This window comes from Mycobacterium sp. WMMD1722 (genome assembly GCF_049315205.1).
GTDB lineage: Bacteria > Actinomycetota > Actinomycetes > Mycobacteriales > Mycobacteriaceae > Mycobacterium.
On the sequence record NZ_CP186056.1, the window covers coordinates 4,149,795 to 4,172,725 of the forward strand.

The 22,931-nt window shown below is 69.3% G+C and carries 21 protein-coding genes, 1 tRNA gene and 1 other RNA gene; 9 read left to right on the plus strand and 14 right to left on the minus strand.

What is annotated here, in order from left to right; all coding sequences use genetic code 11:
* Positions 1 to 22 precede the first annotated feature (22 nt).
* From ACN27E_RS19880 to ACN27E_RS19890, 3 genes are read right to left on the minus strand one after another with little or no spacing between them, the layout of a single operon-like run.
* Positions 23 to 787, minus strand: a complete 765-nt coding sequence (locus ACN27E_RS19880; protein WP_422744039.1) for an amino acid ABC transporter ATP-binding protein — start codon at positions 785 to 787, stop codon at positions 23 to 25.
* A complete protein-coding gene (locus ACN27E_RS19885; protein ID WP_422744040.1) occupies positions 784 to 2,280 on the minus strand; it encodes an ABC transporter permease subunit in 1,497 nt (498 codons plus the stop codon). The genes ACN27E_RS19880 and ACN27E_RS19885 overlap by 4 nt, the downstream gene beginning before the upstream one ends.
* Before the next feature lie 18 nt (positions 2,281 to 2,298).
* Positions 2,299 to 2,928: a flavin reductase family protein gene (locus ACN27E_RS19890; RefSeq protein WP_422744042.1), complete on the minus strand. Its 630-nt coding sequence runs from the start codon at positions 2,926 to 2,928 to the stop codon at positions 2,299 to 2,301.
* Between the two features lie 105 nt (positions 2,929 to 3,033).
* Between ACN27E_RS19890 and ACN27E_RS19895 the strand changes: the two genes are divergently transcribed.
* On the plus strand, positions 3,034 to 4,284 hold the full coding sequence (locus tag ACN27E_RS19895) for a KasA/KasB family beta-ketoacyl-ACP synthase (protein ID WP_422749997.1): 1,251 nt from the start codon (positions 3,034 to 3,036) through the stop codon (positions 4,282 to 4,284).
* Positions 4,285 to 4,288: 4 nt separating this feature from the next.
* On the opposite strand, the gene gluQRS is transcribed toward ACN27E_RS19895, so the two are convergent.
* Positions 4,289 to 5,161, minus strand: coding sequence for a tRNA glutamyl-Q(34) synthetase GluQRS (gene gluQRS / locus ACN27E_RS19900; RefSeq protein WP_422744043.1), 873 nt, complete (start codon positions 5,159 to 5,161; stop codon positions 4,289 to 4,291).
* The gene (locus ACN27E_RS19905) at positions 5,158 to 6,120 is read right to left on the minus strand and encodes a squalene cyclase (protein WP_422744045.1); all 963 of its coding nucleotides are present in this window, start codon (positions 6,118 to 6,120) and stop codon (positions 5,158 to 5,160) included. The genes gluQRS and ACN27E_RS19905 overlap by 4 nt, the downstream gene beginning before the upstream one ends.
* Positions 6,121 to 6,180: 60 nt before the next feature.
* Between ACN27E_RS19905 and ACN27E_RS19910 the strand changes: the two genes are divergently transcribed.
* Entirely contained in the window at positions 6,181 to 7,482 is a 1,302-nt protein-coding gene (locus ACN27E_RS19910; RefSeq protein ID WP_422749999.1) for an HNH endonuclease, read from the plus strand.
* Here the strand turns inward: ACN27E_RS19910 and ACN27E_RS19915 are convergent.
* From ACN27E_RS19915 to ACN27E_RS19925, 3 genes are read right to left on the minus strand one after another with little or no spacing between them, the layout of a single operon-like run.
* The gene (locus ACN27E_RS19915; RefSeq protein WP_422744047.1) at positions 7,442 to 8,506 is read right to left on the minus strand and encodes an ATP-dependent DNA ligase; all 1,065 of its coding nucleotides are present in this window, start codon (positions 8,504 to 8,506) and stop codon (positions 7,442 to 7,444) included. The two genes, ACN27E_RS19910 and ACN27E_RS19915, sit on opposite strands and share 41 nt — an antisense overlap.
* On the minus strand, positions 8,503 to 9,576 hold the full coding sequence (locus ACN27E_RS19920; protein WP_422744049.1) for a threonine aldolase family protein: 1,074 nt from the start codon (positions 9,574 to 9,576) through the stop codon (positions 8,503 to 8,505). Before ACN27E_RS19920 ends, ACN27E_RS19915 begins: the two co-directional genes overlap by 4 nt.
* Positions 9,577 to 9,598: 22 nt before the next feature.
* Positions 9,599 to 10,264 carry a nitroreductase family protein gene (locus tag ACN27E_RS19925; protein WP_422744051.1) on the minus strand — a complete coding sequence of 222 codons (666 nt, stop codon included), beginning with the start codon at positions 10,262 to 10,264 and terminating at the stop codon, positions 9,599 to 9,601.
* Between the two features lie 71 nt (positions 10,265 to 10,335).
* On the opposite strand from ACN27E_RS19925, the gene ACN27E_RS19930 reads away from it, so the two are divergent.
* The 3 genes from ACN27E_RS19930 to ACN27E_RS19940 are packed head-to-tail and all read left to right on the plus strand — an operon-like array spanning position 10,336 to position 12,956.
* On the plus strand, positions 10,336 to 11,382 hold the full coding sequence (locus tag ACN27E_RS19930) for an ATP-dependent DNA ligase (protein WP_422744053.1): 1,047 nt from the start codon (positions 10,336 to 10,338) through the stop codon (positions 11,380 to 11,382).
* 1 nt (position 11,383) lies between these two features.
* Positions 11,384 to 12,433, plus strand: a complete 1,050-nt coding sequence (gene ligD, locus ACN27E_RS19935; protein WP_422744054.1) for a non-homologous end-joining DNA ligase — start codon at positions 11,384 to 11,386, stop codon at positions 12,431 to 12,433.
* A gap of 19 nt (positions 12,434 to 12,452) precedes the next feature.
* Complete coding sequence (locus tag ACN27E_RS19940; RefSeq protein ID WP_422744056.1) at positions 12,453 to 12,956, plus strand: hypothetical protein; 504 nt, start codon at positions 12,453 to 12,455, stop codon at positions 12,954 to 12,956.
* A gap of 4 nt (positions 12,957 to 12,960) precedes the next feature.
* Here ACN27E_RS19940 and ACN27E_RS19945 read toward each other — a convergent pair whose 3' ends face one another.
* Positions 12,961 to 14,025: a dihydrodipicolinate reductase gene (locus ACN27E_RS19945; protein ID WP_422744058.1), complete on the minus strand. Its 1,065-nt coding sequence runs from the start codon at positions 14,023 to 14,025 to the stop codon at positions 12,961 to 12,963.
* 87 nt (positions 14,026 to 14,112) lie between these two features.
* Between ACN27E_RS19945 and ACN27E_RS19950 the strand changes: the two genes are divergently transcribed.
* Positions 14,113 to 14,769 (plus strand): TetR/AcrR family transcriptional regulator, encoded by a 657-nt coding sequence (locus ACN27E_RS19950; RefSeq protein WP_422744059.1) that lies wholly within the window; start codon positions 14,113 to 14,115, stop codon positions 14,767 to 14,769.
* Here ACN27E_RS19950 and ACN27E_RS19955 read toward each other — a convergent pair.
* The 3 genes from ACN27E_RS19955 to ACN27E_RS19965 all read right to left on the minus strand — a co-directional run bounded on the left by ACN27E_RS19955 (position 14,766) and on the right by ACN27E_RS19965 (position 16,806).
* Positions 14,766 to 15,794 carry a S1C family serine protease gene (locus ACN27E_RS19955; protein WP_422744061.1) on the minus strand — a complete coding sequence of 343 codons (1,029 nt, stop codon included), beginning with the start codon at positions 15,792 to 15,794 and terminating at the stop codon, positions 14,766 to 14,768. The genes ACN27E_RS19950 and ACN27E_RS19955 overlap by 4 nt on opposite strands.
* An 89-nt stretch (positions 15,795 to 15,883) precedes the next feature.
* Positions 15,884 to 16,651 carry a hypothetical protein gene (locus ACN27E_RS19960; RefSeq protein WP_422744062.1) on the minus strand — a complete coding sequence of 256 codons (768 nt, stop codon included), beginning with the start codon at positions 16,649 to 16,651 and terminating at the stop codon, positions 15,884 to 15,886.
* 69 nt (positions 16,652 to 16,720) lie between these two features.
* Positions 16,721 to 16,806 (minus strand) — tRNA-Ser (locus ACN27E_RS19965).
* A gap of 68 nt (positions 16,807 to 16,874) precedes the next feature.
* On the opposite strand from ACN27E_RS19965, the gene ffs reads away from it, so the two are divergent.
* The 3 genes from ffs to ACN27E_RS19980 all read left to right on the plus strand — a co-directional run bounded on the left by ffs (position 16,875) and on the right by ACN27E_RS19980 (position 20,187).
* Positions 16,875 to 16,971: signal recognition particle sRNA small type (ffs, locus tag ACN27E_RS19970), an RNA gene on the plus strand.
* A 26-nt stretch (positions 16,972 to 16,997) separates the two neighbouring features.
* The gene (locus ACN27E_RS19975) at positions 16,998 to 18,275 is read left to right on the plus strand and encodes an aminotransferase class I/II-fold pyridoxal phosphate-dependent enzyme (RefSeq protein ID WP_422744064.1); all 1,278 of its coding nucleotides are present in this window, start codon (positions 16,998 to 17,000) and stop codon (positions 18,273 to 18,275) included.
* 49 nt (positions 18,276 to 18,324) lie between these two features.
* Entirely contained in the window at positions 18,325 to 20,187 is a 1,863-nt protein-coding gene (locus ACN27E_RS19980; RefSeq protein WP_422744066.1) for a DNA polymerase III subunits gamma/tau, read from the plus strand.
* Between the two features lie 7 nt (positions 20,188 to 20,194).
* On the opposite strand, the gene ACN27E_RS19985 is transcribed toward ACN27E_RS19980, so the two are convergent.
* Together ACN27E_RS19985 and ACN27E_RS19990 are read right to left on the minus strand one after the other, a co-directional pair.
* On the minus strand, positions 20,195 to 21,493 hold the full coding sequence (locus ACN27E_RS19985) for a class I SAM-dependent methyltransferase (RefSeq protein ID WP_422744068.1): 1,299 nt from the start codon (positions 21,491 to 21,493) through the stop codon (positions 20,195 to 20,197).
* Positions 21,490 to 22,884 (minus strand): FAD-binding oxidoreductase, encoded by a 1,395-nt coding sequence (locus ACN27E_RS19990; RefSeq protein WP_422744070.1) that lies wholly within the window; start codon positions 22,882 to 22,884, stop codon positions 21,490 to 21,492. Before ACN27E_RS19990 ends, ACN27E_RS19985 begins: the two co-directional genes overlap by 4 nt.
* Positions 22,885 to 22,931: the final 47 nt, after the last annotated feature.

A 22,931-nucleotide genomic window follows, 5' to 3' on the forward strand; every position in this document is an offset into this window, starting at 1 on the left:
GGGACACCTTCTCACGGCACCCCTACAGCGGGTTGAGAATCCGGTCGAGGAACTGTCGGGTGCGCTCGTGCTTCGGCGACCCGATCACCTGCTCGGGTGGGCCCTGCTCCAGCACCACTCCACCGTCGGTGAACAGCACCTGGTTCGAGATCTGACGGGCGAACTGGATCTCGTGGGTGACCACCACGAGCGTCCACCCCTCGACGGCGAGATCCTTGATGACCGAGAGCACTTCACCGACCAGCTCCGGGTCCAGCGCCGAGGTGGGTTCGTCGAAGAGCACCACCTTCGGCCGCAGCGCCAGGGCCCGCGCGATGCCGACCCGCTGCTGCTGTCCGCCGGAGAGCTGATAGGGGTACTGGTCGCGTTTGGCGCCCAGCCCCACCTGGGTGAGCAGCTCGATCGCCTCCGCTTCGGCCTCCTCCCTGGACCGCTTCTGCGCGACGATCGGGCCCTCGGTGACGTTCTGCAACACCGTCTTGTGCGGAAACAGATTGTGCGACTGAAACACGAATCCGCTCTGGGCGCGGTAACGCCGGATCTGGTCCTTGGTCACCGGCTGGGAGAAGTCGATCTCGACGCCGTCCTCGCCGCCCATCCGGACCACCCCCGCGTCGGGCAGATCGAGGGCGTTGAGCGCGCGCAGCAGCGTCGTCTTGCCCGACCCGGACGGCCCGATGACGGCGGTCACCGATCCGGCGGCGACGCGGAACGAGACGTCCTCGAGCACCTGGTTGTCCCCGAAGGCCTTCCGCACTCCTTCGGCGACCACGCGATCGTCGCTCATCTGGCCACGTACCTTTCCAGTCGGTGTTCGACGCGGCTCTGACCGAACGACAACACCAGGCAGATCACCCAGTAGTAGACGGCCGCCGTGCCGTAGAGGGCGAAGAACTCGAAGGTGGGCGCCGCGACGATCTGGGCCTGGCGCAGCAGTTCGGTGACCAGAATCGTCGAGGCCAGTGACGTGTCTTTGACCAGGGAGATCAGCGTGTTCGACAGCGGTGGCACCGCCACCCGGGAGGCCTGCGGCAGGATGATGCGCCGCAGCGCACCGGTGTAGTTGAGCCCGATGGTCTCCGCCGCCTCCCACTGCCCCTTCGGGATGCTCAGGATCGCTCCGCGGATGATCTCCGCGGCGTAACCGCCCACGTTGAGGCTGAACGCGATCACCGCCGCGGGGAACGGGTCGATCTTCACCCCGAACTCCGGCAGCGCGAAGAAGACGATGAACAGCTGCACCAGGAGCGGCGTACCGCGGATGATCGAGATGTAGAAGCGGGCGAGATTGGTCAGCACCACGTTGGACGACAACCGGGCCAACGCCACAGCCAGCGCGATCACCAAGCCCAGGGCGAAGCTGATGATGGTCAGCGGGATCGTCATCGTCAGCGCCGCCCGGGCCAACGGCCACAGGTTGTCGAGGATCAGTTGCCACGCCGAGCGCACCTGCGGCGCCGGCTGCTGGGCGCCCGCACCCGGTTGTCCGCCCTGCGGCGCGCCGGTCGCATCGGCCTTGAGGTAGCGCTGGGAGATCTCCGTCAGCCTGCCCTCTGCGCGCAGTTCGTCGAGCGCCCGGTTCAGTTCGGGAAGGTAGCCGCTGTCCTTGCGGGCGGCGAAACCCTGCTCACTCTTCTCGCCCACGGTCCCGGCGATCTTGACGCTCTTGTCGCCGGTCTCGGCGAGATAGGCGTACACCGCGATGCTGTCGTTGATGACGACGTCCACCCGGCCCTGGGTGAGCAGGGTGATGGCCTGGGTGAAGCCTTCGACCGCCTCGACGTTCGCCCCGGCCTCACGTGCGACCTGTGACCAATTGCTGGTGGCGTTCTCGGCGGCGGTCTTACCCCGGATATCGGCCAGCGAGCGGATCGAATCGTCGTCGGCCCGGGTGACGATGACACCCTCACCCACCGAGTAGGGCTGCGACAGGTCGTACTTGGATTGCCGCTCGGGGTTGATCGTGACCTCGTTGGCGACGACGTCGAATCGGTTGGCTTCCAGGGCGGCGAACATCGCGTCCCACGGCGTCTCGACGAAATCGACGTCCACACCGAGCTTTTCGCCGACCGCCCGCGCCACGTCGACGTCATAGCCGACCAGTTCGCCGGTCGCGGGATCGTGGTAGCTGAACGGCGGGTACACCCCCTCGGTGCCGACGCGCAGAACCCCTGCCGAGGCGATCGGGTTCTGGCTCGGTTCGGTCGACCCGCCACACCCCGCCACGGCGAGCACCGCCAGCAGCAACAGCGCCGGCACGGCTCTTCGCGCAAACCTCACCGCCGGACGCTAGCAAGCTCAGCGGTTGTCCGGCCGGATCATCTGGAACATCGAGTCGCGTCCGACGGCCACATAGTCGGCCGGTCCGCCGGCGCGCAGGATCGGAGTGGGACCGGCGGTGTCGTACACGCCGTCCACCAGATACCGCCGGTCGATGTGGACGGCGACCACCTGGCCCAGCACCAGCCAGGTCGGCAGCTCGCCGCCGTCGGAGTCGGTGAGCTGGATCAGCTGGGTCAACACACACTCGAAGTTCACCGGGCTCTCGAGTACCCGCGGGGCGTCGACGAGGCGCGCGGGCACGGCGGTCAGGCCGCCGAGCTCGAACTCGTTCTGCGCGGACGGCACGGACGCCGACGTCTCGTTCATCGCCTCGGCCAGGTCGCGGGTGGCGAGGTTCCACACGAAGTTGCGGGTCGCCTCGATGTTGGCGACGCTGTCCTTCCAGCCGATCGAGGCGAAGCCGACCACCGGCGGACGGTAGTTGAATCCGTTGAAGAAGCTGTACGGGGCGAGGTTGACCTGGCCCGCCGGGCTCACCGTCGACACCCAGCCGATCGGCCGCGGTCCGACGATGGCATTGAACGGATCGTGGGGTAGACCGGTGCCGTCCGCGGTGCGGTAGAAGTGTGCGTCGTCGCCTGCCATGGTCTCCCTTACGTGCCGAGTGCCTCGCCGGCTCGGTGAGCCGGACCCGTAAGGTTGCCCACCAGTACCCATCGATGAACATTCACGAGGAATGAAGTGACGGAAATGGCAGCGCTGGCCACCGGGGCCGGCTTCCCCGACGTCGTGGTCACCGCCGTCGCATCGACCACTCCACTGGCCACCGATGCCGAACAGACCTGGCAGGCGCTGCTCGCCGGGCGCAGTGGTATCCGGGCGCTGGACGCCCCGTTCGTCGACGAGTTCGACCTACCGGTGCGCATCGGCGGGCAGCTGCTGGAGAATTTCGAGTCCGAGCTGAACCGGGTCGAGCAGCGCCGGCTGTCCTACCAGCAGAAGATGTCCACCGTGCTGGGCCGTCGGGCCTGGCAGAACGCGGGTTCACCGGAGGTGGACAGCACCCGACTGATGGTGTCGATCGGCATCGGCCTCGGCGCGTCGGAGGACATTCTGATCCGCTACTTCGCGCTGCAGGCGAAGGGTCTGCGGGCCGCATCGCCGCTGGACGTGCAGATGTTCATGCCCAATGCGCCGGCCGCGGCGGTGGGTCTCGACCACAAGGCCAAGGCCGGCGTGCTGACCCCGGTGCTCGGCGATGCGGCGGGAGCCGCGGGGATCGCCGAGGCCTGGCGGCAGATCGTGCTCGGTGAGGCGGACGTCGCGATCTGCGGCGGGGTGGAGATCAAGATCGAGACGGTGCCGATCGCGGCGCTGTCGAGGCTGGGACGGTTGTCGACCAACAACGACGATCCGGCCGGCGCGTGCCGTCCCTTCGACGCCGCCCGCGACGGATTGGTCTTCGGTGAGGGCGGCGCGCTGATGGTGCTCGAGACCGAGGAGCATGCCAAGGCGCGGGGCGCCACCATCCTGGCCCGGCTGATGGGCGCGGGCATCACCTCCGACAGCTACGACCCGGTGACGCCGGATCCGGCCGGTGAGGCCGCCACCGAGGCCATCAGCCGCGCCCTGCAGCGCGCCGGACTCACGCCCGGCGACGTCGACCTGGTCAAGGCCCATGCCACCGGGACGGTGGATGGGGATCGCATCGAGGCGACGGCCATCGGTGCGGCGCTCGGGTCACATTCGCCGGCGGTCTACGCGCCCAAGTCCGCGCTGGGGAACTCCATCGGCGCGGCGGGTGCGGTCGAGGCGGTGGTGACCGTGCAGGCGCTGCGCGACGGGATCGTGCCGCCCACCCTGAACCTGACCGACCTCGATCCGGAGATTGCACTCGACGTGGTGGCCGGGGAGCCGCGACGCGGGGACTTCCGCTATGCGGTGGCGAATTCGTTCGGCTTCGGTGGCAACAACGTCGCCCTCGCCTTCGGAAAATACTGACGACTCACGCCGGCCGGTAGATCCACGGAGTGCGGGGCAGCGTCGCCGGGTCGAACTCGGCCAGCATGTCGTTGACGTCGGCGGCCCGGTAGCCGAGTGAATCGCCGATCTGCCGCAACGCGGTGGACACCCCGATCTCGGCGAGGGTGACCGCACCGTCGCGTTTGGCCAGCCGTGCCCCGTCCTCGTTGAGCACCAGGGCGACGTGCGCATAGGTGGGCTCCGGGTACGTCAGCAAGCGGGCGAGATATGCCTGTCGCGGAGCGGAACTGAGCAGATCGTCGCCGCGCACCACCTGGTCGATTCCCGACGCGGCGTCGTCGACCACCACGGCGAGATTGTAGGCGGGCACTCCGTCGCCGCGGCGCACGACGAAATCGTCGACGATGCCGGTGTATTCACCGTGCACCACGTCGTGCACGGTGTGGGTGATGGCGTCGGTGCGCAACCGCAGCGCGGGCGGACGTCCGGTCTCGGCGCGACGCGCCGCCCGCCGCTGTGGGGTCAGATCGCGACAGGTGCCCGGGTACGCCCCCTGTGGGGCGTGCGGGGCCCGCGGTGCCTGCGCGATGTCCTTTCTGCTGCAATAGCATTCATAGAGCAGCCCGCGATCGGCGAGCTCGGCGATGGCGTCGTCGTACCTCCCGCGATGCCCCGACTGCCACTGCGGTGGCTCGTCCCAGGTCAGCCCGATGGCGGCGAGGTCGTCGAGTTGGCGGCGCCCGATCTCGGGGGCTGTACGGTCGTCGAGGTCGTCGACCCGGATCAGGAACCGGCGGCCGGTGGAGCGGGCGAACAGCCAGGCGAGTACCGCTGTGCGTAGATTGCCGATGTGCAGGTCCGCCGACGGGCTCGGGGCGAATCTTCCGGCGCTCATCCCCACCATTCCAGCACCCGGGTCGCCTGCAGCGTCAGCCATTTCGACGGTTCACCTTCGGGAGCGTCGACGTCGAACCACACCCGTCCGGGCGGGCGCCGCCCCTGCAGCCAGGTGCCGTCGGGTTGTCGGGCGGCGCGGATCAGTTCGACGGCCTCCTGGATGCGCGGGTCCGGAGCGGTCCCGTCGGCCAGTGTCGCGGCGCGGAAGTAGTCGGCCGCATTGAGCACGCTGTAGACCCAGCGGCACGGGTAGGTGAATTCGCGGACCCACGGACCGACGGGCTCACCGGTCGATTGCCTACGAAAAAGGTTGCGTTGCAGCAGATATTCCTCGCCACGGCGCCGGGCGTCGCGGGTTGCCGGGGCGCCGCCGGTGGCGATCTCGTAGGCGAGTAGGCCCTTGAGGGAGTTGAGCGTCGAATGAAATGACGACCGGACCGACCCCTCGACCCATTCGCAGTTCCAGCCGCCGTCGGCCAGCTGGTGGGCGACGAACCACTCGGCGAGCTCGGCGACGTCCACGCCGAGCCAGACCCCGTTGGCGACGGTCCAGGCGTTGATGCAGCAGTCCACCTCGCCGCCCCAGTACGGCAGATCGTCGTATTCCCAGCGGCAGTGCGCGGCGAGAAGTTCGGCGGTGCGTCGCGTGCGCAGGATCTCGGCGTCGACGCCCCATTCGCGCAGTGAGTTCAGCGACCACGTGGTCGCGGTCCACGGTTGACCCGGCTCGGAATCGGGTTCGTCGAATCGGAAGTCGGCCGGGAAGAAGGCGCCACCGGCCCACTGACCGTCTTCGTCTTGGAGCGCGACCAGGCGTGCTCCGAATCCTTCGGTCGCGGTGCGCGCCCGGGTGCGCTCCCAGACCTCCGGCGGGCGGCCCAGGAGGTCCCGTTCGACCTGCCAGCGCAGCGCGGGGTCGGAGTCGAGCAGCCATGCGGCGAGGGCGTCGGTCACCACACCGCGAACATATCGGTCTTGTCGGAGGCGGGTGGCATGATCGAACACATGACCGAACGCATGTTCGAAGAACTGGCCTCGGTCGACGTATGCGCCGATGAAGCTGCGCTGGTGCAGCGGCTCGCAGCGCTCGAGACGGCCAAAGCCGCCGCTGCCGCCGGGCAGGCCCGGGTCACCGCGCTACTGGATGCCCGGCGCCGCGCGGCCGAGGCTGCCGCCGGGGTTCCGGCCGCCCAACGGGGCCGCGGGCTGGCCGCCGAGATCGCCCTCGCGCGGCGGACGTCGCCCAATCAGGGCGGTCGACATCTGGGCTTCGCCCGGGCGCTGGTGCACGAGATGCCGTGCACGCTGGCGGCGTTGCAGTGTGGCGCGCTCACCGAATGGCGGGCCACCCTGCTGGTTCGAGAATCAGCCTGCCTGAGCGTGGCACAGCGGGGGCTGCTGGACGCCGAGCTGTGTGGGGATCCCGCTCGGCTGGCGGGGTGGGGTGACAAGCGGATCGAAGCCGAGGCCAAGAAGGTGGCTTACCGGCTCAACGCGCAGGCCTTCGTCGATCGCGCCGCCAAGGCCGCCGAGGACCGCACCGTGACGGTGCGGCCGGCGCCCGACTGCATGACCTATGTGACAGTGCTGCTGCCGGTCGCACAGGGCGTGGGCATGTATGCGGCGCTGAAACGCGTCGCGGATACGACCTTCGATGATCGGACCCGCGGGCAGGTCATGGCGGACACGGCGTTCGAGCGGATCACCGGACAGCCCGCCACGGAACCGGTGCAGGTGGCGGTGAACCTGGTGCTGCCGGACACCGCGCTGTTGAGCGCGGATGAGCGACCCGCTCACATGCAGGGCTACGGGCCGATCCCGGCGGGGACCGCGCGACGGCTCATCAAGGAGGCAGCGGAGGGCGGACGGGCGTCGTTGCGGCGGCTCTATGCGCAGCCGACGAGCGGGGCGTTGGTGGCCATGGAGTCGCGGGCCCGGATCTTCCCGAAGGGGCTGTCCACCTTCATCGACCTACGGGATCAGCGGTGTCGCACCCCCTATTGCGACGCCCCGATCCGCCATCACGACCACGCGACGCCGTACGCCAAGGGCGGCAAGACGACGCTGCTCAACGGGTTGGGGGAGTGCGAGCGCTGCAATTACCACAAGGAAGCGCCCGGCTGGGAGGTCAACACCGTCGAGGTCGACGGAGTGCACATCGCCGCTTTCACCACCCCGACCGGGCAGCGCCACATATCGACCGCCCCGGACGCTCCCAGCAAAATCGAGATCCTCGTCCGTAGGCCGCGAATGCGCATCCGCTGCGGGCGGGCCCTGCTCAACCCAGCCCGGGAACGATGTCGCTCAGGCGGAACGTGACGGGCTGGTCGAGCTGGGCGTAGGTGCAGGAGCGGGGGTCGCGGTCGGGCCGCCAGCGGTTGAACTGTGCGGTGTGCCGGAAACGGTGGCCCTCCATGTGGTCGTAGCGCACCTCGACCACCCGCTCCGGACGCAGCGGCACGAACGACAGGTCCTTGCCCGCGTTCCACCGCGAACCCCCGCCGTATTTGCGCACGACGGCGGGGTCCACATCCGCGGCCCAATTCCACGGATGGTGCTCGAACGTGGTCACCAGCGGCTGCAATTCGGCGAAGAGCGACCTCCGTGTCGCCATCGGGAACGAGCCGATCACGCCCACCGAGGCGAGCGCGCCGTCGTCCTTATAGAGGCCGAGCAGCAGCGAGCCGATGGCCTCGTCGCTGGACTTGTGCAGGCGGTAGCCGGCCACCACGCAGTCTGCGGTACGCGCGTGCTTGATCTTGAACATCACCCGCTTGTCAGGCAGATAGGGCCCGTCGAGGGGTTTGGCGATCACCCCGTCGAGGCCGGCGCCCTCGAACTCGGTGAACCAGCGCCGGGCCAGGGTGGGGTCGGTTGTTGCCGGGGTGACGTGAAAGGTCGGACCGCAGCCGGCCAGCGCATCGACCAGGGCGGCGCGCCGTGCGGCGAACGGCCTGCCGGTGAAGTCGTCGTCCCCGAGGGCCAGCAGGTCGAAGGCGACGAAGGCCGCCGGTGTCTGCTCGGCCAGCATCCGCACCCGCGACGCGGCGGGGTGCAACCGCAGCTGTAGCGCCTCGAAGTCGAGACCGTGTTCGGTGGCGATCACGATTTCACCGTCGACCACGCACCGGGCGGGTAGTTCGGCGAGCGCGGCGCTGACCAACTCGGGGAAGTACCGCGTCATCGGGCGCTCCTTGCGGCTGCCGAATTCGACCTCGTCCCCGTCGCGGAAGCAGATCGACCGGAAGCCGTCCCACTTGGGCTCGTAGGACGCACCCGGTGGTATCTCCGGAACCGATCTCGACAGCATCGGCGCGACGGGCGGCAGCACCGGCAGCTTCACCGCCGTAGCTCCTCACCGATGACGGCGACGAACCGGTCGACGTCCGCCTCGGTGGTGTCCCAGGCCGTCATCCACCGGACCTCGCCACGGGCCCGGTCCCAGTCGTAGAAGCGCATCCGCGCCCGGATCCGGTCGGCGACGTCGACAGGCAGCGTGGCGAACACGGCATTGCCGGGGCTGTCCTGGGTGAACGCCAGCCCCGGTAGTGAGCCGTCGGCCATCCCCGCCTGCAGCGCCTCGCGCAGCCGCCGGGCCATCGCATTGGCGTGCGCGGCGCTGCGCAATCCGAGGTCGTCCTCGAACAGGGCCAGCAGTTGGGCGGACGCGAAACGCATCTTGCTCGAGAGCTGCATGGTGAGCTTGCGCAGATAGACCAGCCCCGTCGCCCGGTCCGGGTTCAGTACCACCACCGCCTCCACACCGAGCAGGCCGTTCTTGGTGCCGCCGAGGCTCAGCACGTCGACTCCCGCCTCGGAGGTGAACGCGCCCAGGGGCGCATCGAGTGCGGCCGCCGCGTTCCAGAGCCGGGAGCCGTCCATGTGCACGGCCATGCCGTGCTCGTGGGCGTACTCGCTGATCGCGCGCACCTCCTCGGCGCTGTACACCGTGCCCATCTCGGTGGTCTGGGTGATGCTGACGGCCAGCGGCTGGGCGCGGTGTTCGTTACCCCACCCGTAGGCCTCACGGGCGATCAGCGCCGGCGTGAGCTTGCCGTCGGGCGCGGGCACCGTCAGGAGCTTGATGCCGGTCATCCGCTCCGGGGCGCCGGCTTCGTCGGTGTTGATGTGGGCGGTGGTCGCCGCGATGACCGCGCCCCAGCGCGGCAGCATGCTGGTCAGCGAGATGACATTGGCGCCGGTGCCGTTGAAGACGGGGAACACCTCGGCCCGGGTGCCGAATCGCTCGCGCACCACCTCGGCCAGCCGGGCGGTGTAGCGGTCCTCGCCGTAAGCCACCTGATGGCCGCCGTTGGCCGTGGCGATGGCGGCCAGCACCTCCGGGTGCACACCGGCGTAGTTGTCGCTGGCGAAGGTGCGCCAGCCGGGGTCGTGCAGAGGGGTGATCGACACCCCTCGATCTTTCCAGCCACCGTCACCGCGGTCGCGCGCCGCGGCCGTAGGTGATGTCGGCGCGCTGGGCATCCCATCGATTGCGGAACACCACATCGGTCAACGGGCGGCGGCGCACCGGACCGTGACGTCCCCGTGGCCAGCCGACGACGACGTGCCCGGCCAGGACCCACTCGTCGGGTACGCCGATCGACTCGCGCAGAATCGGCTCGCCGGCATAGGACGCCCAGCTGGTCAAGCAGGCGCCGAGTCCCTGTGCCCGGGCGGCCAGATAGAAGTTCTGCAGCGCGGGATAGATCGAGCCACCCTGCAGGAACTCCGACGAGAACTCGTTCTTGAACGCGGCGAACAGCACCGACGTGTATTCCCCTGCTCGGTCGTGCAACTCGTAGGTGGCGCGGTTGTTCCGGGCGGCCCGGCTCTGATCGTCGGCGGCGGGCCGGTTCATCCCGTAGATGGCTTCGATCGACTGCAGGGCGATCTGGGCGGCCTCGGCCACGGCGCGACGCTGCTCAGGGGCGTCGAGCACGATGAACCGCCACAGCTGGGCGTTGGCGCCGTTGGGCGCCCAGGTCGCCGCCTCCAGGCAGCGCTCGAGGATCTCGTCATCGACCGGCTCGTCGGTGAAGCGGCGGATGGCCCTTGCGGTGGACAGCACTTTCCACACGTCGTCGCTGGAATCTGGCACCCCCCTGGTGTACTGGACGCATTCGGCCGCGTCGAGCCGGACGCCAGCATCGCGGGCGTAAGAATGAAGGCGTGGACCTCCCTGTGCAGCCGCCGCTGGAGCCGATGCTGGCCAAGGCCCAGACCACGGTGCCCGACGCCGCCGGCGTGTGGTCCTATGAGCCCAAGTGGGACGGCTTCCGCGCCCTGGTGTTCCGCGACGGTGACGAGGTCGTCCTGCAGTCGCGCAACGGAAAGGATCTCGGTCGTTACTTCCCCGAACTGCTCGACGCACTGCGCGAGGAGACGCTGACCCGCTGTGTTCTGGACGGCGAGATCGTCGTGCCCCGGGAGATCGGCGGCCGAGTCCGGCTGGACTGGGAATCCCTGTCGCAGCGGGTGCATCCGGCCGCCAGCCGGATCACGCTGCTGGCCGAGCAGACCCCTGCGCACTTCATCGGTTTCGACGCGCTGGCCACCGCGGACCGGTCGCTGCTCAAGGAGCCGTTCCGGATCCGCCGCGCCGCCCTGGCCGAAGCGGTCACCGAGAAGACCTGGTGCCACGTCACCCGCACCACCGAAGACCCGGAGTTGGGTGCCCAGTGGCTGAACACCTTCGAGGGGGCAGGTCTGGACGGGGTGATCGCCAAGCGGCTCGAGGGTGCGTATCTGCCGGGTAAACGGGAGATGGTCAAGGTCAAGCACGCCCGCGATGCCGACTGCGTCGCCATGGGCTACCGCATCCACAAGAGCGGGGAAGGCCTCGGATCGATCCTGCTGGGGCTCTACCGCGACGATGGGGAGCTTCAGATGGTCGGCGGTGCAGCATCGTTCACCACCAGGGACCGGCTCAAGCTGCTGGCCGAACTCGAACCGCTACGTGAGGGCGACGAGGTGCGCGACGGCGACCCGAGCCGGTGGAATTCCGCCGCCGACAAACGTTGGATCCCGATCCGGCCGGAGAGGGTGGCTGAGGTGGCCTACGACCAGATGGAGGGCAACACCGTGCACGGGCGACGATTCCGGCACGCGGTGAAATTCCGTCGCTGGCGCCCGGACCGCGATCCCCGCAGCTGCACCTTCGACCAGCTCGACGTACCACTGAACTACGACCTCTACGACGTCCTGGAACGGTCCTGACATGCCCACTCCCGCAGAAGAACTCGATGTCGACGGGGTGGCCGTCCGGCTGACCAACCCGGACAAGGTCTACTTCCCCAAGCTCGGCGAACGCGGTACCAAGCGGGCGCTGGTCGAGTACTACCTCGCCGTCGCCGACCCGATGGTCGCCGTGCTGCGCGATCGCCCTGTGCACCTGCAGCGCTTCCCGGACGGTATCGAGGGTGAGGAGATCTATCAGAAGCGGGTGCCGCAGAAACACCCCGACTATCTCCAGACCTGCGAGGTGACGTTTCCGTCCGGACGCACCGCCGACGCACTGAAGATCACCCACCCCTCGGCGATCGCGTGGGCGGCTCAGATGGGCGCCGTGACCCTGCACCCGTGGCAGGTCCGTTGCCCGGATGTCGAGCACCCCGACGAGCTGCGCATCGACCTGGACCCGCAGCCCGGCACCGGATTTCGTGAGGCGCGCTCGATCGCCGTCGATGTGCTCAAACCACTGCTCGACGAGCTCGGCCTGGTGGGCTACCCGAAAACCTCCGGAGGTCGCGGCGCGCACATCTTCCTGCGCATCGCGCCCGACTGGGATTTCATCGCGGTGCGTCGCGCCGGCATCGCGCTCGCGCGGGAGGTCGAGCGGCGGGCTCCCGATGCGGTGACGGCGTCGTGGTGGAAGGAGGAACGCGGACGACGGGTGTTCATCGACTACAACCAGAACGCCCGCGACCGGACGTTCGCCTCGGCCTACTCGGTGCGTAAAACCGAGATCGCCACCGTGTCGACGCCGTTGACCTGGGCGGAGCTCGCCGACGCCGACCCCGACGACTACACGATGAGCTCGGTTCCCGAGTTCGTGGCCGGCCGGCCCGACCCGTGGGCCGGCATCGACGCGAACGCGCAGTCGCTGCAGGGCCTGCTGGACATGGTCGCGGCCGACGAACAGGAGCGCGGACTCGGCGATCTGCCGTATCCGCCCAGTTACCCCAAGATGCCGGGCGAACCGCCCCGGGTGCAGCCGAGCAAGAAGGTCGCCGAACACTGGGACGAGCACGGTAACCGCCGGACCTGACTGGGCTAAGGTTCCGCTCATGGGGGTCACCGACAGATCCGGCGCCGTCCGGAAGGCGGCTGCGGCGCTCGCGCTCATCGCGATGGTCGGCGGCGGAATAGGCGTCGGGGCGTTCCTGCTCACCGGTGGCGGTGACCGGCAGGCGTCCACCGCCACGTCGCGACCGATGCCTCCGCCGCGGATGCCGACTGCGCGGGATTTCACCGTCACGGTGCTGGTCACCGAGACGGCCTGTGACCCGGCCGGTGACTGCGCCTACGTCTATTCGATCGAGCCCAAGTACGTCGGCATGGTGGCGTTGCCGGACAAGGAATTACGCGTCAGCTATCGGGTGGACGGCGGACGTGCGCCGCAGGACGGGTCGTTCACCGTGGCCGACGATCAGGCCCGCTTCCTCAAGGATGTCACCCTCATCGGACCGCCCGGCGCCACCTTGACCGCCACCGTGACCGACGTGGTGGAGGCGCCGGTGCAAGGTCCGTCGGTGAGTGCCGAACCCGTGCCGCCGCCCGCGCAGCCCTGAGCGATCAGCCCAGCGGCACCACACCGCGCGCCTGTGGCAGCGGCAGATCGGTGTAGGTGGCGATGCCGGGTGCGGCGGCCACCACCGCCGGGATCGCGTGGATGGGCGGCATCGCCGTCATGATGTGGCCCAGCACGAAGAAATCCTCGAGCGTCTTGGCGTTCTCGATCATGTCCTGCGGCGGCAGGAAGCCGACAGCCATGTTGACCGTCGGTCGCCCGTCGATGGTGATCTTCCAGCCATCCCCGTCGAGCTGCCAGTCCGGATCCAAGGTCTGACCCTTTTTCCATCGGACGTTGACGTCGATGACGGTCCGGCCGCCCACCCGGCCCTGCCAGCTCGCCGCCACGCCCGCCACATGGCCGGCCGGGATGGTCCAGGACGCCATCACGAGATCGTCGGTGGTCTGCGCGTACTGCGACTCACACACGATCTCGTCGAGTTCGATGCCCAACGAATCCGCCACCAACTGGACCGCCTCAGCGAACACCTGGGTGCCCTTGGCGGCCATCGGCTGCAGGTTCGGGTCGTCGATGGCGGTGCCGAATCCCACCGGACGCTCGGTGTCGGGGGAGTCGTAGAGCGTGGTGTCGGCGGACTCGGCGATGGTGATCTTGTCGACGCGATCACACGCGGTGGACGCCACGATCGCCAGCAGTTCGGCGAAACCGGGGGAGACGCCGGAGCCGAACAACGTCGCACCGCCCTTCTCGCAGGCGGCGGCCAGCCGAGCGCGTCCCTCGCCCAGATTGTGGCCGGTGATGAACGACGCCGACGCGACCACGTTGACACCCGCTTCCAGGATGCGGACCAGTTCGTCGACGTCGATCCACATCGGGTTGTAGACGACGGCATCCGGGGCGAGCGCGAGCAGCTCGTCGATGTCGTCGGTGGCGGTGACGCCCAGCGGTTCGATTCCGGCCAGCTCACCGACATCGCGGCCGGCCTTCTCCTTCGACCAGGCGTAGCAACCGACCAGCTCGAGGTGCGGATTGGCGGCGATCGCCGCGACGGAGCTCTTTCCCACGTTGCCGGTCGTCCACTGGACGACCCGATAGTTGTTTGGCACTCGCTCAGACTAGGGCGGCGGAGGTCGCGCTCGGATGCTTTTTTGCCGATCGGAGAAAAAGGTATCGATGCTGCGTAGGGTGACCGCATGGACACCGCGCAACGCCGGCCGCGAGGGCGGCCGCCGCGCATCAGCCGCGAACAGATCGTCGCCGCGGCCCGCCGCGCCGAGGGCAGCGGGCTGACGATGCAGGCGGTGGCGGACGCGCTCGGGGTCAGCCGCAAGGCGCTGCACTATTACGTGGGCGATCGGCAGGGGCTCCTGACGCTCGTCGTGCTCGACGGGTTCGAGCGCGAACTGCGGCGGGTCCGGTTGCCCACCGACGGCGACTGGCGGGCCGTGTTACGGGCCTACGCGACCGCCTATCGGGATGGGATGGTGCAGGTCGGCTCCCGGATGAGCGCGGTCATCGAGAACACACCGTTCCGCGGTGCGGGTGCCTCGGCGGTTCTCGACCTGGCCGAGCGCGTGCTCGACGCGCTGCTCACGGCGGGCTTCGGCACCGACGACGCCCGGCGGGGCGTCACCGCCGTCGCCAACGTAGCTCAGTCGGCGGCACACCACGCCGTGCGCGAAGTGCACCGAGTCGAGACGCGGGCCGCCCTCGACCGGAACTCCGCGGCTGACTACCCCGCGCTGCGGCGCGTACTGGGCACGGAGCCGGCGTCCGACGACGGACAGTTCGACTTCGAGCTGGACCTGGTGATCGGCGGTCTCGAACGGCGCCTGTCGGCCTCGCGCTAAGGCCCGGGAGCCAGCGTGGCCTTGCCGTCGCGAAGCGCTCCGGCCCGATCCACCCAGGTGAGGTCGACGACGTCACCCGGATAGTGCCGGTCGAGCGTGTAGGTCAGCGCCGTGGCGGAATCCAGCCGGACACCGTCGACGCTGACCAGCACGTCGCCGTCCATCAGACCGGCCGCCTCGGCCGGCCCGCCGCGCAGCACCTCCTGGATCGTCACGCCCGGTGTCGCCGAGGGTGCGGTGCTGACGCCGACACCCAGCAGGGCGGGCGGTCCGATGTGCACGGTGTCGGTGGGGGTCCGGCTGCGGATCAGATTCGCGACATTCATGGCCTCGTTGATGGGGATCGCGAAGCCTTTGCCGCCCGGACCCATCCGATAGTTCACCGACGCCGCGACCGTGATGCCGACGACCTGTCCCGCGCCGTTGACCACCGGACCGCCCGAGTCCCCGGCGCGTACCGGCGCGGCGATCTCGATCAGGCCGTTGAGTTCATCGGAGGCTCCGGTCAGCGAGTCCTCGGCCTGCACCGTGCGATCGAACGCAGTGACGCTGCCGACCTCACGGGTGAGCGGGGCATCGGAGCCGCTGGCGTTGCCCAGGGCCACCACCGGCTCGCCCGGGACCAGGGCCGTCGAATCGCCGATCGGCGCTACCGGCAGGCCCCCGGCCCCGAGCAGCTGGATGACGGCGATGTCGCGGCCGCGGTCGTAGCCGACCAGGGTCGCGGGGTACGACCGGCCTCCGACGGTCACGTTGGTGCGGTCGGCGCCCTGCACGACGTGGTAGTTCGTCAACACCTGCCCGCCCGGATCCAGGACGATGCCGGTGCCCGCGCCGTAGGCGCTCTGGTAGTCGATCTCGGTGTCGATCCGCGCCACGGCGGGTTCGACGGCGGCCGCGGCGACGACCGGATCCAGCGGTTGCGCGACGGACGTGGCCGGCACCGTGACGGGGACGACGAGTGCCACCACCGCGGCGATCAGAATCGAGAACACACGCAGCGAGCGGGTGACATGCATGCCCATTTATTGCCCTCCGTCGACGATTTGTAACGGCCGTTCTCATGACATCTTCATGATCAACGGCGGCTACGTCGAGGGAAGGGCCCCTGACCTCAGTCTTCGACGGCGACGCCGCCCCGGGTGCGGCGGCGACGGGACGTGGTGGAGTCCTTGTTGGCCGGGCGGCGGTTGCGGAACCGGCCACCCTTGGCGGTGGGCTCGTCGGCGGCTTCGGCGGTGGGCTCGTCGGCCGTGTCGTCGGCCGTGTCGGCGTCGGTGTCGGTGTCGGGATCGGCCTCGTCGGCCTCTTCGGTGGTCGTCTCGTCCGCCGGCGGCGCGGATTCCGCCTCAGCCGGCGTCTCAGCCGGTGTCTCAGCCGACTCTGCTTCCGCGGCCGCCTTGCCGCGGCCGCGGCGCTGTGTCTGGGACTTCGGCTTGAGCGGTTTGGGCGGCGGCGGCGGCAGCTCGGCGACGAAGGCGAGATAGAACGCCAGGATCCCGAGCAGCGCGATGGCGGCCGCGGCGCCGTAGATACCGAACAGCCACGTCCCGGCGGTGTCCAGGTCGAGCCAGATCTCGCTGATCGCGGCGCCGAGGATCAGGGCGGCGGCCAGCACATGCAGCGCGATCGAGGTGACCCGCAGTCGCAGGGCCAGCAGCGGCGTGCCGAGTTCGGGGCGCCGGGTGCGCAGCAGCGTGAAGACGACCGGCAGGGCGGCCAGACCGATCAGGGCAGCGGTCACGATGCGCAGCACCGTGCCGAGCGTGTGCGACGTCTGCCCCATCAACTCCCACCAGCGAGGCAGGACGAAGAAGAAATACAGCGCAGCCGCGATGACGGAGAACGATGCGTGCCAGACGACTGCGATGGAGCGCCGCAATACTCCTCCTCGAGATTGGCGGCCGGGGTGTGACCGGATCGATGATGCGGTCACACCCCGGACCGGGCGCGGAGGATAGGGGATTTGAACCCCTGAGGGCTGTTAACCCAACCCGCGTTCCAGGCGAGCGCCATAGGCCACTAGGCGAATCCTCCGCGGGCCATGGTAGCCGACCGCGCTGGTGCTCCGGTCCGGGCGCCGGTTGGGCCGGGTACTACACTCGACTCGGACCCCGCGCGGCGTCCATCCTGTGAACTCCCCCAGGGCCGGAAGGCAGCAAGGGTCAACGGGCTCTGGCGGGTGCGCGGGGTCCCCTTCGATTTCTGGCAATGGTGAAAGGCGCGCGGTGTCGTTCCAATCCCTCGGCCGCGACGAACTGATCGCCGAGCGCGAGAAGCAGCAGCGCAACTACGCCGATCTACAGGCCAAGAAGCTGCGCCTGGACCTCACGCGCGGTAAGCCGTCGCCGGACCAGCTGGACCTGTCCAACCGTCTGCTGGGTCTGCCCGGGCCCGACGACCACCGCGACGGCGACGGCACCGACGTCCGCAACTACGGCGGTCTGCACGGGCTGCCCGAACTGCGGGCGATCTTCGGCGAGCTGCTCGGCATCCCGGTCCCGAACCTGATCGCCGGCAACAACGCCAGCCTGGAGATGATGCACGACGCGGTGGTGTTCTCGCTCCTGCACGGCACCGTCGACTCGCCGCGGCCCTGGAGCCACGAGCCGGCGGTGAAGTTCCTGGCCCCGGCCCCGGGCTACGACCGGCACTTCGCGATCACCGAGAGCCTCGGCATCGAGATGATCCCCGTGCCCATGCATGAAGACGGCCCCGACGTCGACCTCATCGAGGAACTGGTGGCCGGCGATCCCGCCATCAAAGGCATGTGGTGCGTGCCGGTGTTCTCCAACCCGACCGGCGTCACGTACTCCTGGGAGGTGGTGCGCCGACTGGTGCAGATGCGCACCGCCGCGGCAGACTTCCGGCTGTTCTGGGACAACGCCTACGCCGTGCACACGCTGACCCCCGAATCCCTGCGCCAGGTCGACGTGCTGGGTCTGGCCGCCGCGGCGGGCAATCAGAACCGTCCGCTGGTCTTCGCCTCCACCTCGAAGATCACCTTCGCCGGCGCCGGCGTCGGATTCTTCGGTGGCTCGCTGGGCAACATCGCCTGGTACCTGCAGCACACCGGGAAGAAGACGATCGGCCCGGACAAGGTGAACCAGCTAAGGCATCTGCGCTTCTTCGGTGACGCCGACGGGGTTCGGCTGCACATGCAGCGTCACCGCGAGCTGCTGGCGCCGAAATTCGCGCTGGTCGCCGAGATCCTCGAGGACCGGTTCGCCGATTCCAAGGTCGCGTCGTGGACCGATCCCAAGGGCGGCTACTTCGTCAGCCTCGACGTCTGGCCCGGGACCGCGAAGCGCACGGTGGCGCTGGCCAAGGACGCCGGCATCGCCGTGACCGAGGCGGGGTCGGCGTTCCCGTACCGAAAAGACCCCGAGGACAAGAACATTCGCATCGCGCCGACGTTCCCGTCGATCCCGGATCTGCGTGCGGCGATCGACGGCCTGGCCACCTGCGCGCTGCTCGCGGCCACCGAGTCCCTGCTGGCGCAGTGAGGGTGCGGCCGGCCCCACCGCGTCGGACTGCATCGGTAGCCTGCTGACCGTGGCGCTCTACCGGAAGTACCGACCGGCGACCTTCGCGGAGGTGGTCGGCCAGGAGCACGTCACCGAACCGCTCTCGACCGCCCTGTCCGCGGGCCGCATCAACCACGCCTATCTGTTCTCCGGTCCGCGCGGCTGCGGCAAGACGTCCTCGGCGCGCATCCTGGCCCGGTCACTGAACTGCGTCGAGGGGCCGACGCCGACGCCGTGCGGGGTCTGCGATTCCTGCGTCGCTCTGGCGCCCAATGGGCCGGGCAACGTCGATGTGGTGGAACTCGACGCGGCGAGCCACGGCGGCGTCGACGACACCCGCGAGTTGCGCGACCGTGCGTTCTACGCACCCGCACAGTCGCGCTACCGCATCTTCATCGTCGACGAAGCGCATATGGTGACCACCGCCGGCTTCAACGCGCTGCTCAAGATCGTCGAGGAGCCGCCGGATCACCTGATCTTCGTGTTCGCCACCACCGAGCCGGAGAAGGTGCTGCCCACCATCCGCTCGCGCACCCATCACTACCCGTTCCGGCTGCTCGCCCCGAAGACCATGCGCACGCTGCTCGAACGGATCTGCGCCGACGAGGGCGTCACCGCCGACGACGCGGTGTATCCGCTCGTCATCCGGGCCGGCGGCGGCTCGCCGCGCGACACGCTGTCGGTGCTCGACCAGTTGCTCGCCGGGGCCGAGGGCAACCACATCAGATACGCCAGGGCGCTGGCCCTGCTGGGGGCCACCGACGTCGCACTGATCGATGACGCGGTCGACGCGCTGGCCGCCGGCGACGCGGCCGCACTGTTCGGGGCCGTCGAGTCGGTGATCGACGCGGGGCACGATCCGCGCCGCTTCGCCGTCGATCTCCTCGAGCGGTTCCGCGACCTGATCGTCTTGCAGGCGGTGCCGGATGCGGCCGCCCGCGGGGTGGTCGACGCCCCGGGCGACGTGCTCGAGCGGATGCGTGAGCAGGCTGCCCGCGTGGGGACGGCGACCTTGACCCGCTACGCCGAGGTGGTGCACGCCGGGCTGGGCGAGATGCGGGGCGCGACAGCGCCGCGACTGCTGCTCGAGGTGGTGTGCGCGCGGCTGCTGCTGCCGTCGGCCAGCGACACCGAGGCGGCGCTGCTGCAGCGCGTCGAGCGCATCGAGACCCGCCTGGACATGTCGATCCCGGCGTCGGACCGGCCGGCCGGGGTGCCCGCGCCGGCGCCGGTCAAGACGTTCAGCCGCAAGAGCCAGGCTTCCGATCCGGCACCCGAGCCGGCGCGCGAACACGAGCCGGCGCCCGAGCCGGAGCCGGCGCCCGAACCCGAGCCGGTCGCCCAGCCGCGGCCCCCCGACCCCGAGCCCCGGCCCTCACCCCCGCCCGTGCGGCCGCCGGCGGATCCGATCGTCGAGGCGCCGCCGGTGGCGCCGGCGACGGTGGCGGGTGAACCGAACGCGGCGGCGGTGCGCAGCATGTGGACCACCGTGCGCGAGAAGGTCCGTCAGCGCAGCCGCACCATCGACGTGATGCTCGCCGGCGCCATCGTGCGCTCGGTCGAAGGCAGCACGCTGGTGCTCGCCCACGAGTCGGCGCCGCTAGCCAAACGTCTTGTCGAGCAACGTAATTCCGATGTCATCCGAGAGGCGCTCAAGGATGCGCTCGGGGTCGACTGGACCATTCGGTGCGAGGCGGGCGCCGCACCCGCACAGCCGCCCGCCGCACCTGCCCGGCCCGCACCCCCGCCCGTGCGACCGGCCGAGGACGACGAGGAGAGCATGCTCGCCGAGGCCGTCCGCGAGGAGGCCGGCCCGCGGCGCGATCCCGAGGAAGCGGCCCTGGAACTGTTGCAGAACGAACTGGGCGCCCGCCGCATCGACGGCGGCTAACCCTGCCTCAGGCCGACCACCACGGCCGCAGCGGCAGACCGCCGTCGTGCCCGCGGGCGTCGAGCTTGACCGCCAACACCTGGTGCAGCTGAACGACATTGGTCTCGAAGCCCAGCCGCGACCCGGCCATGTAGAGGCCCCACACCTTCGCGGTGCCCAGCCCGACCTCGGCGACGGCCTCGTCCCAGTGCTCCACCAGGTTGCGGCACCAGTCGCGCAGGGTCATCGCGTAGTGGTGGCGCAGATTCTCCTCGTGCAGCACCTCGAGCCCGACGTCCTGAGCCTCGGAGATGATGCGGCCCGAACCGGTCAACTCCCCGTCGGGGAAGACGTACCGGTCGATGAATCCGCCCGCCGGGGCGCCGGAGCGGTTGTCCGGCCGGGTGATGCAGTGGTTGAGCAGAAGTCCGCCGACGCGCAGCTTGGACTGGAGGAAGCGGAAGTACGACGGGTAGTTGTGCACCCCGATGTGCTCGGTGAGCCCGATCGACGACACAGCGTCGAAGCCGCTCTCCCGGATGTCGCGATAGTCGCCGTGGCGGATCTCCGCGAGATCGGTCAGTCCCTCGTCGGCGATGGCCTTCTGCCCCCAGAGCGCCTGTTCCTTGGACAGGGTCACCCCGACGGCTTTGACGCCGTGGCGGGCGGCGTAGCGCACCATCCCGCCCCAACCGCAGCCAACATCGAGCAGACGGTCCCCGGGTTGCAGACGCAGCTTCTCGAACACCAGGCGGTATTTGTTGTCCTGCGCTTCCTCCAGGGCCGCCTCCGCGCTCGGGTAGCAGGCGCAGGTGTAGGTCATCGACGGTCCGAGCACCCACTCGTAGAACGTGTTCGACACGTCGTAGTGGTGGTGGATCGCATCTGCGTCACGGGACTTGCTGTGCCGCATACCTTCCGCGATGCGACGCCACCGGGGCAGCGCCTCCTGCGGCGGCGGGGCGATCGGCTTGAGCCGTTCGAGGCCGATCGAGCGGACCACCTGGGCCAGCACCCGGGCCGGCGGCCGCTTGAAGTCCACCGCCGAGAGGGCACGCAGCAATTCGTAGGGGTCACCGGGGTGTACGCCGAGCAGGTCGAGATCGCCGGCCACGTAGGCCCGCGCCAACCCCAGATCGCCTGGCGCGGTGGCCAGATAGGTCGTGCCGCGCGGGGTCTTGAGATCCAGCCCGAGGGTGGCGTCCGGCGGGCCGGCACTGCTGCCGTCGTATGCGGTGAACCGCAGCGGTTCCTGGCCGGGAGCGAAAATCTCGAGGATCTCGGCCAGCGTCAACTTCCGTTCGGGCGCACTGTCTTTGATGATCACTGCCGTTGCACCGCCTTCGCATAGAGACCAAGCAGTCGGGAGTCCGGGTCGTAGGCCTTCTTCACCGTGGTGTACGTCTCGCCGCCGTAGAGCTCGTCGAACTCCTCCGCAGAGTAGTACGCGTCGCTGTACAGGGACTTGTGGCCGTCCAGCTCGCTGACCTTGCCTTCGATGAGCCGGTTGGTGTGACCGTCGGTCGGCCCCATCGGCACCGACGACCAGAACCCGATGTTGACGTAGGTGTGCTGCGGTCGGATCGGATACAGGGGCCAGCCACCGCCATCACGTAACCGCAATGGGCACAGCCAAACCGGTTCGATGGGCACATTGTCGAGGAACCACTGCAGGAATTCGGTGGTGCGTTCGATCGGCACTTCCACGTCCTGGACCACCCGCTCCCGCGGTGGGCGTCCGTTGCGCTTCTCGATGCGGTCGGCGATGTCGAAGCGACGGTCGTAGGCGATGAGCTTCCAGTAGAAGCTGCTACGCCGGTAGCGCCGCGGCCACCACCGGCGGATCGCCGGGTTCTGGGCACCGAACGCCCGCGAACACCAGAACCAGTCGGTGTCCCACCGCCACAGGTAGTCGTGGATGGTCAGCCGGTCGTGCTTCTCGCTCACACCGTCCGGCGACGCCGGATGCTGGATCGAGCGGTAGTAGATCTGGCTGCCGGTGTAGTCGCTGACCGGGCCGGGCGTCGCGGTCTGCACGCCCACGCACAGATAGCTCTCCTCGGCGCTGAACACCACCCCGTCGAGGTAGTCCACGGGTGCGCCGTCCAGGCCACCGGTCTCGATGATGCGATCCATCGCGGCGACCAGCTCGGTCAGCGAGGTGAAGCGCAGGTGGCGCAGCGCGACGAAGGGTTTGACCGGTTCGAGTTCGATCTTCAGCCGCACCGAGTAGCCCAGGGTGCCGTAGGAGTTCGGGAACGCATGAAAAAGATCAGGGCACCGGTCCCTGCTCGCGGTGACGATCTCGCCGGCGCCGGTGAGGATGTCCATGTCGATCACCGACTCGTGCGGCAGACCGTTGCGGAACGATGCGGACTCGATGCCCAGACCGGTGACCGCGCCGCCCAGGGTGATCGTCTTCAACTGCGGTACCACCAGCGGAGACAGCCCGTGGGGCAGGGTGGCCGCGACGAGATCCTCATAGGTGCACATGCCGGCGACATCCGCGGTGCGAGCGTCCGGGTCGACGGCGATCACCCCCGTCAGCCCGGAGGTGTCGAGCCCGGGGCCGGTGCTCTTGGCGCGGGCGCGGAACAGGTTCGACGTGGGTTTGGCGAGGCGCACGGTGGCGGCTGGCGGAATCGCCCGGTAGCTGGCGAGTAGCCGCTCCACGCCTGCAGCGTGAGCAGCCCGTGCGTCGGTCGGAACAACAGACACGCATATACGCTAGTCCCCGGTCGTAGCCGATGCGACCGCACCGCGAC

Bases quoted from the DNA above. Each gene is read 5' to 3' on its own strand.
- ACN27E_RS19880 (WP_422744039.1), bottom strand. From the start codon at position 787: ATGAGCGACGATCGCGTGGTCGCCGAAGGAGTGCGGAAGGCCTTCGGG.
- ACN27E_RS19890 (WP_422744042.1), bottom strand. From the start codon at position 2,928: ATGGCAGGCGACGACGCACACTTCTACCGCACCGCGGACGGCACCGGT.
- ACN27E_RS19895 (WP_422749997.1), top strand. From the start codon at position 3,034: ATGGCAGCGCTGGCCACCGGGGCCGGCTTCCCCGACGTCGTGGTCACC.
- gluQRS (WP_422744043.1), bottom strand. From the start codon at position 5,161: ATGAGCGCCGGAAGATTCGCCCCGAGCCCGTCGGCGGACCTGCACATC.
- ACN27E_RS19910 (WP_422749999.1), top strand. From the start codon at position 6,181: ATGTTCGAAGAACTGGCCTCGGTCGACGTATGCGCCGATGAAGCTGCG.
- ligD (WP_422744054.1), top strand. From the start codon at position 11,384: ATGCCCACTCCCGCAGAAGAACTCGATGTCGACGGGGTGGCCGTCCGG.
- ACN27E_RS19940 (WP_422744056.1), top strand. From the start codon at position 12,453: ATGGGGGTCACCGACAGATCCGGCGCCGTCCGGAAGGCGGCTGCGGCG.
- ACN27E_RS19950 (WP_422744059.1), top strand. From the start codon at position 14,113: ATGGACACCGCGCAACGCCGGCCGCGAGGGCGGCCGCCGCGCATCAGC.
- ACN27E_RS19955 (WP_422744061.1), bottom strand. From the start codon at position 15,794: ATGGGCATGCATGTCACCCGCTCGCTGCGTGTGTTCTCGATTCTGATC.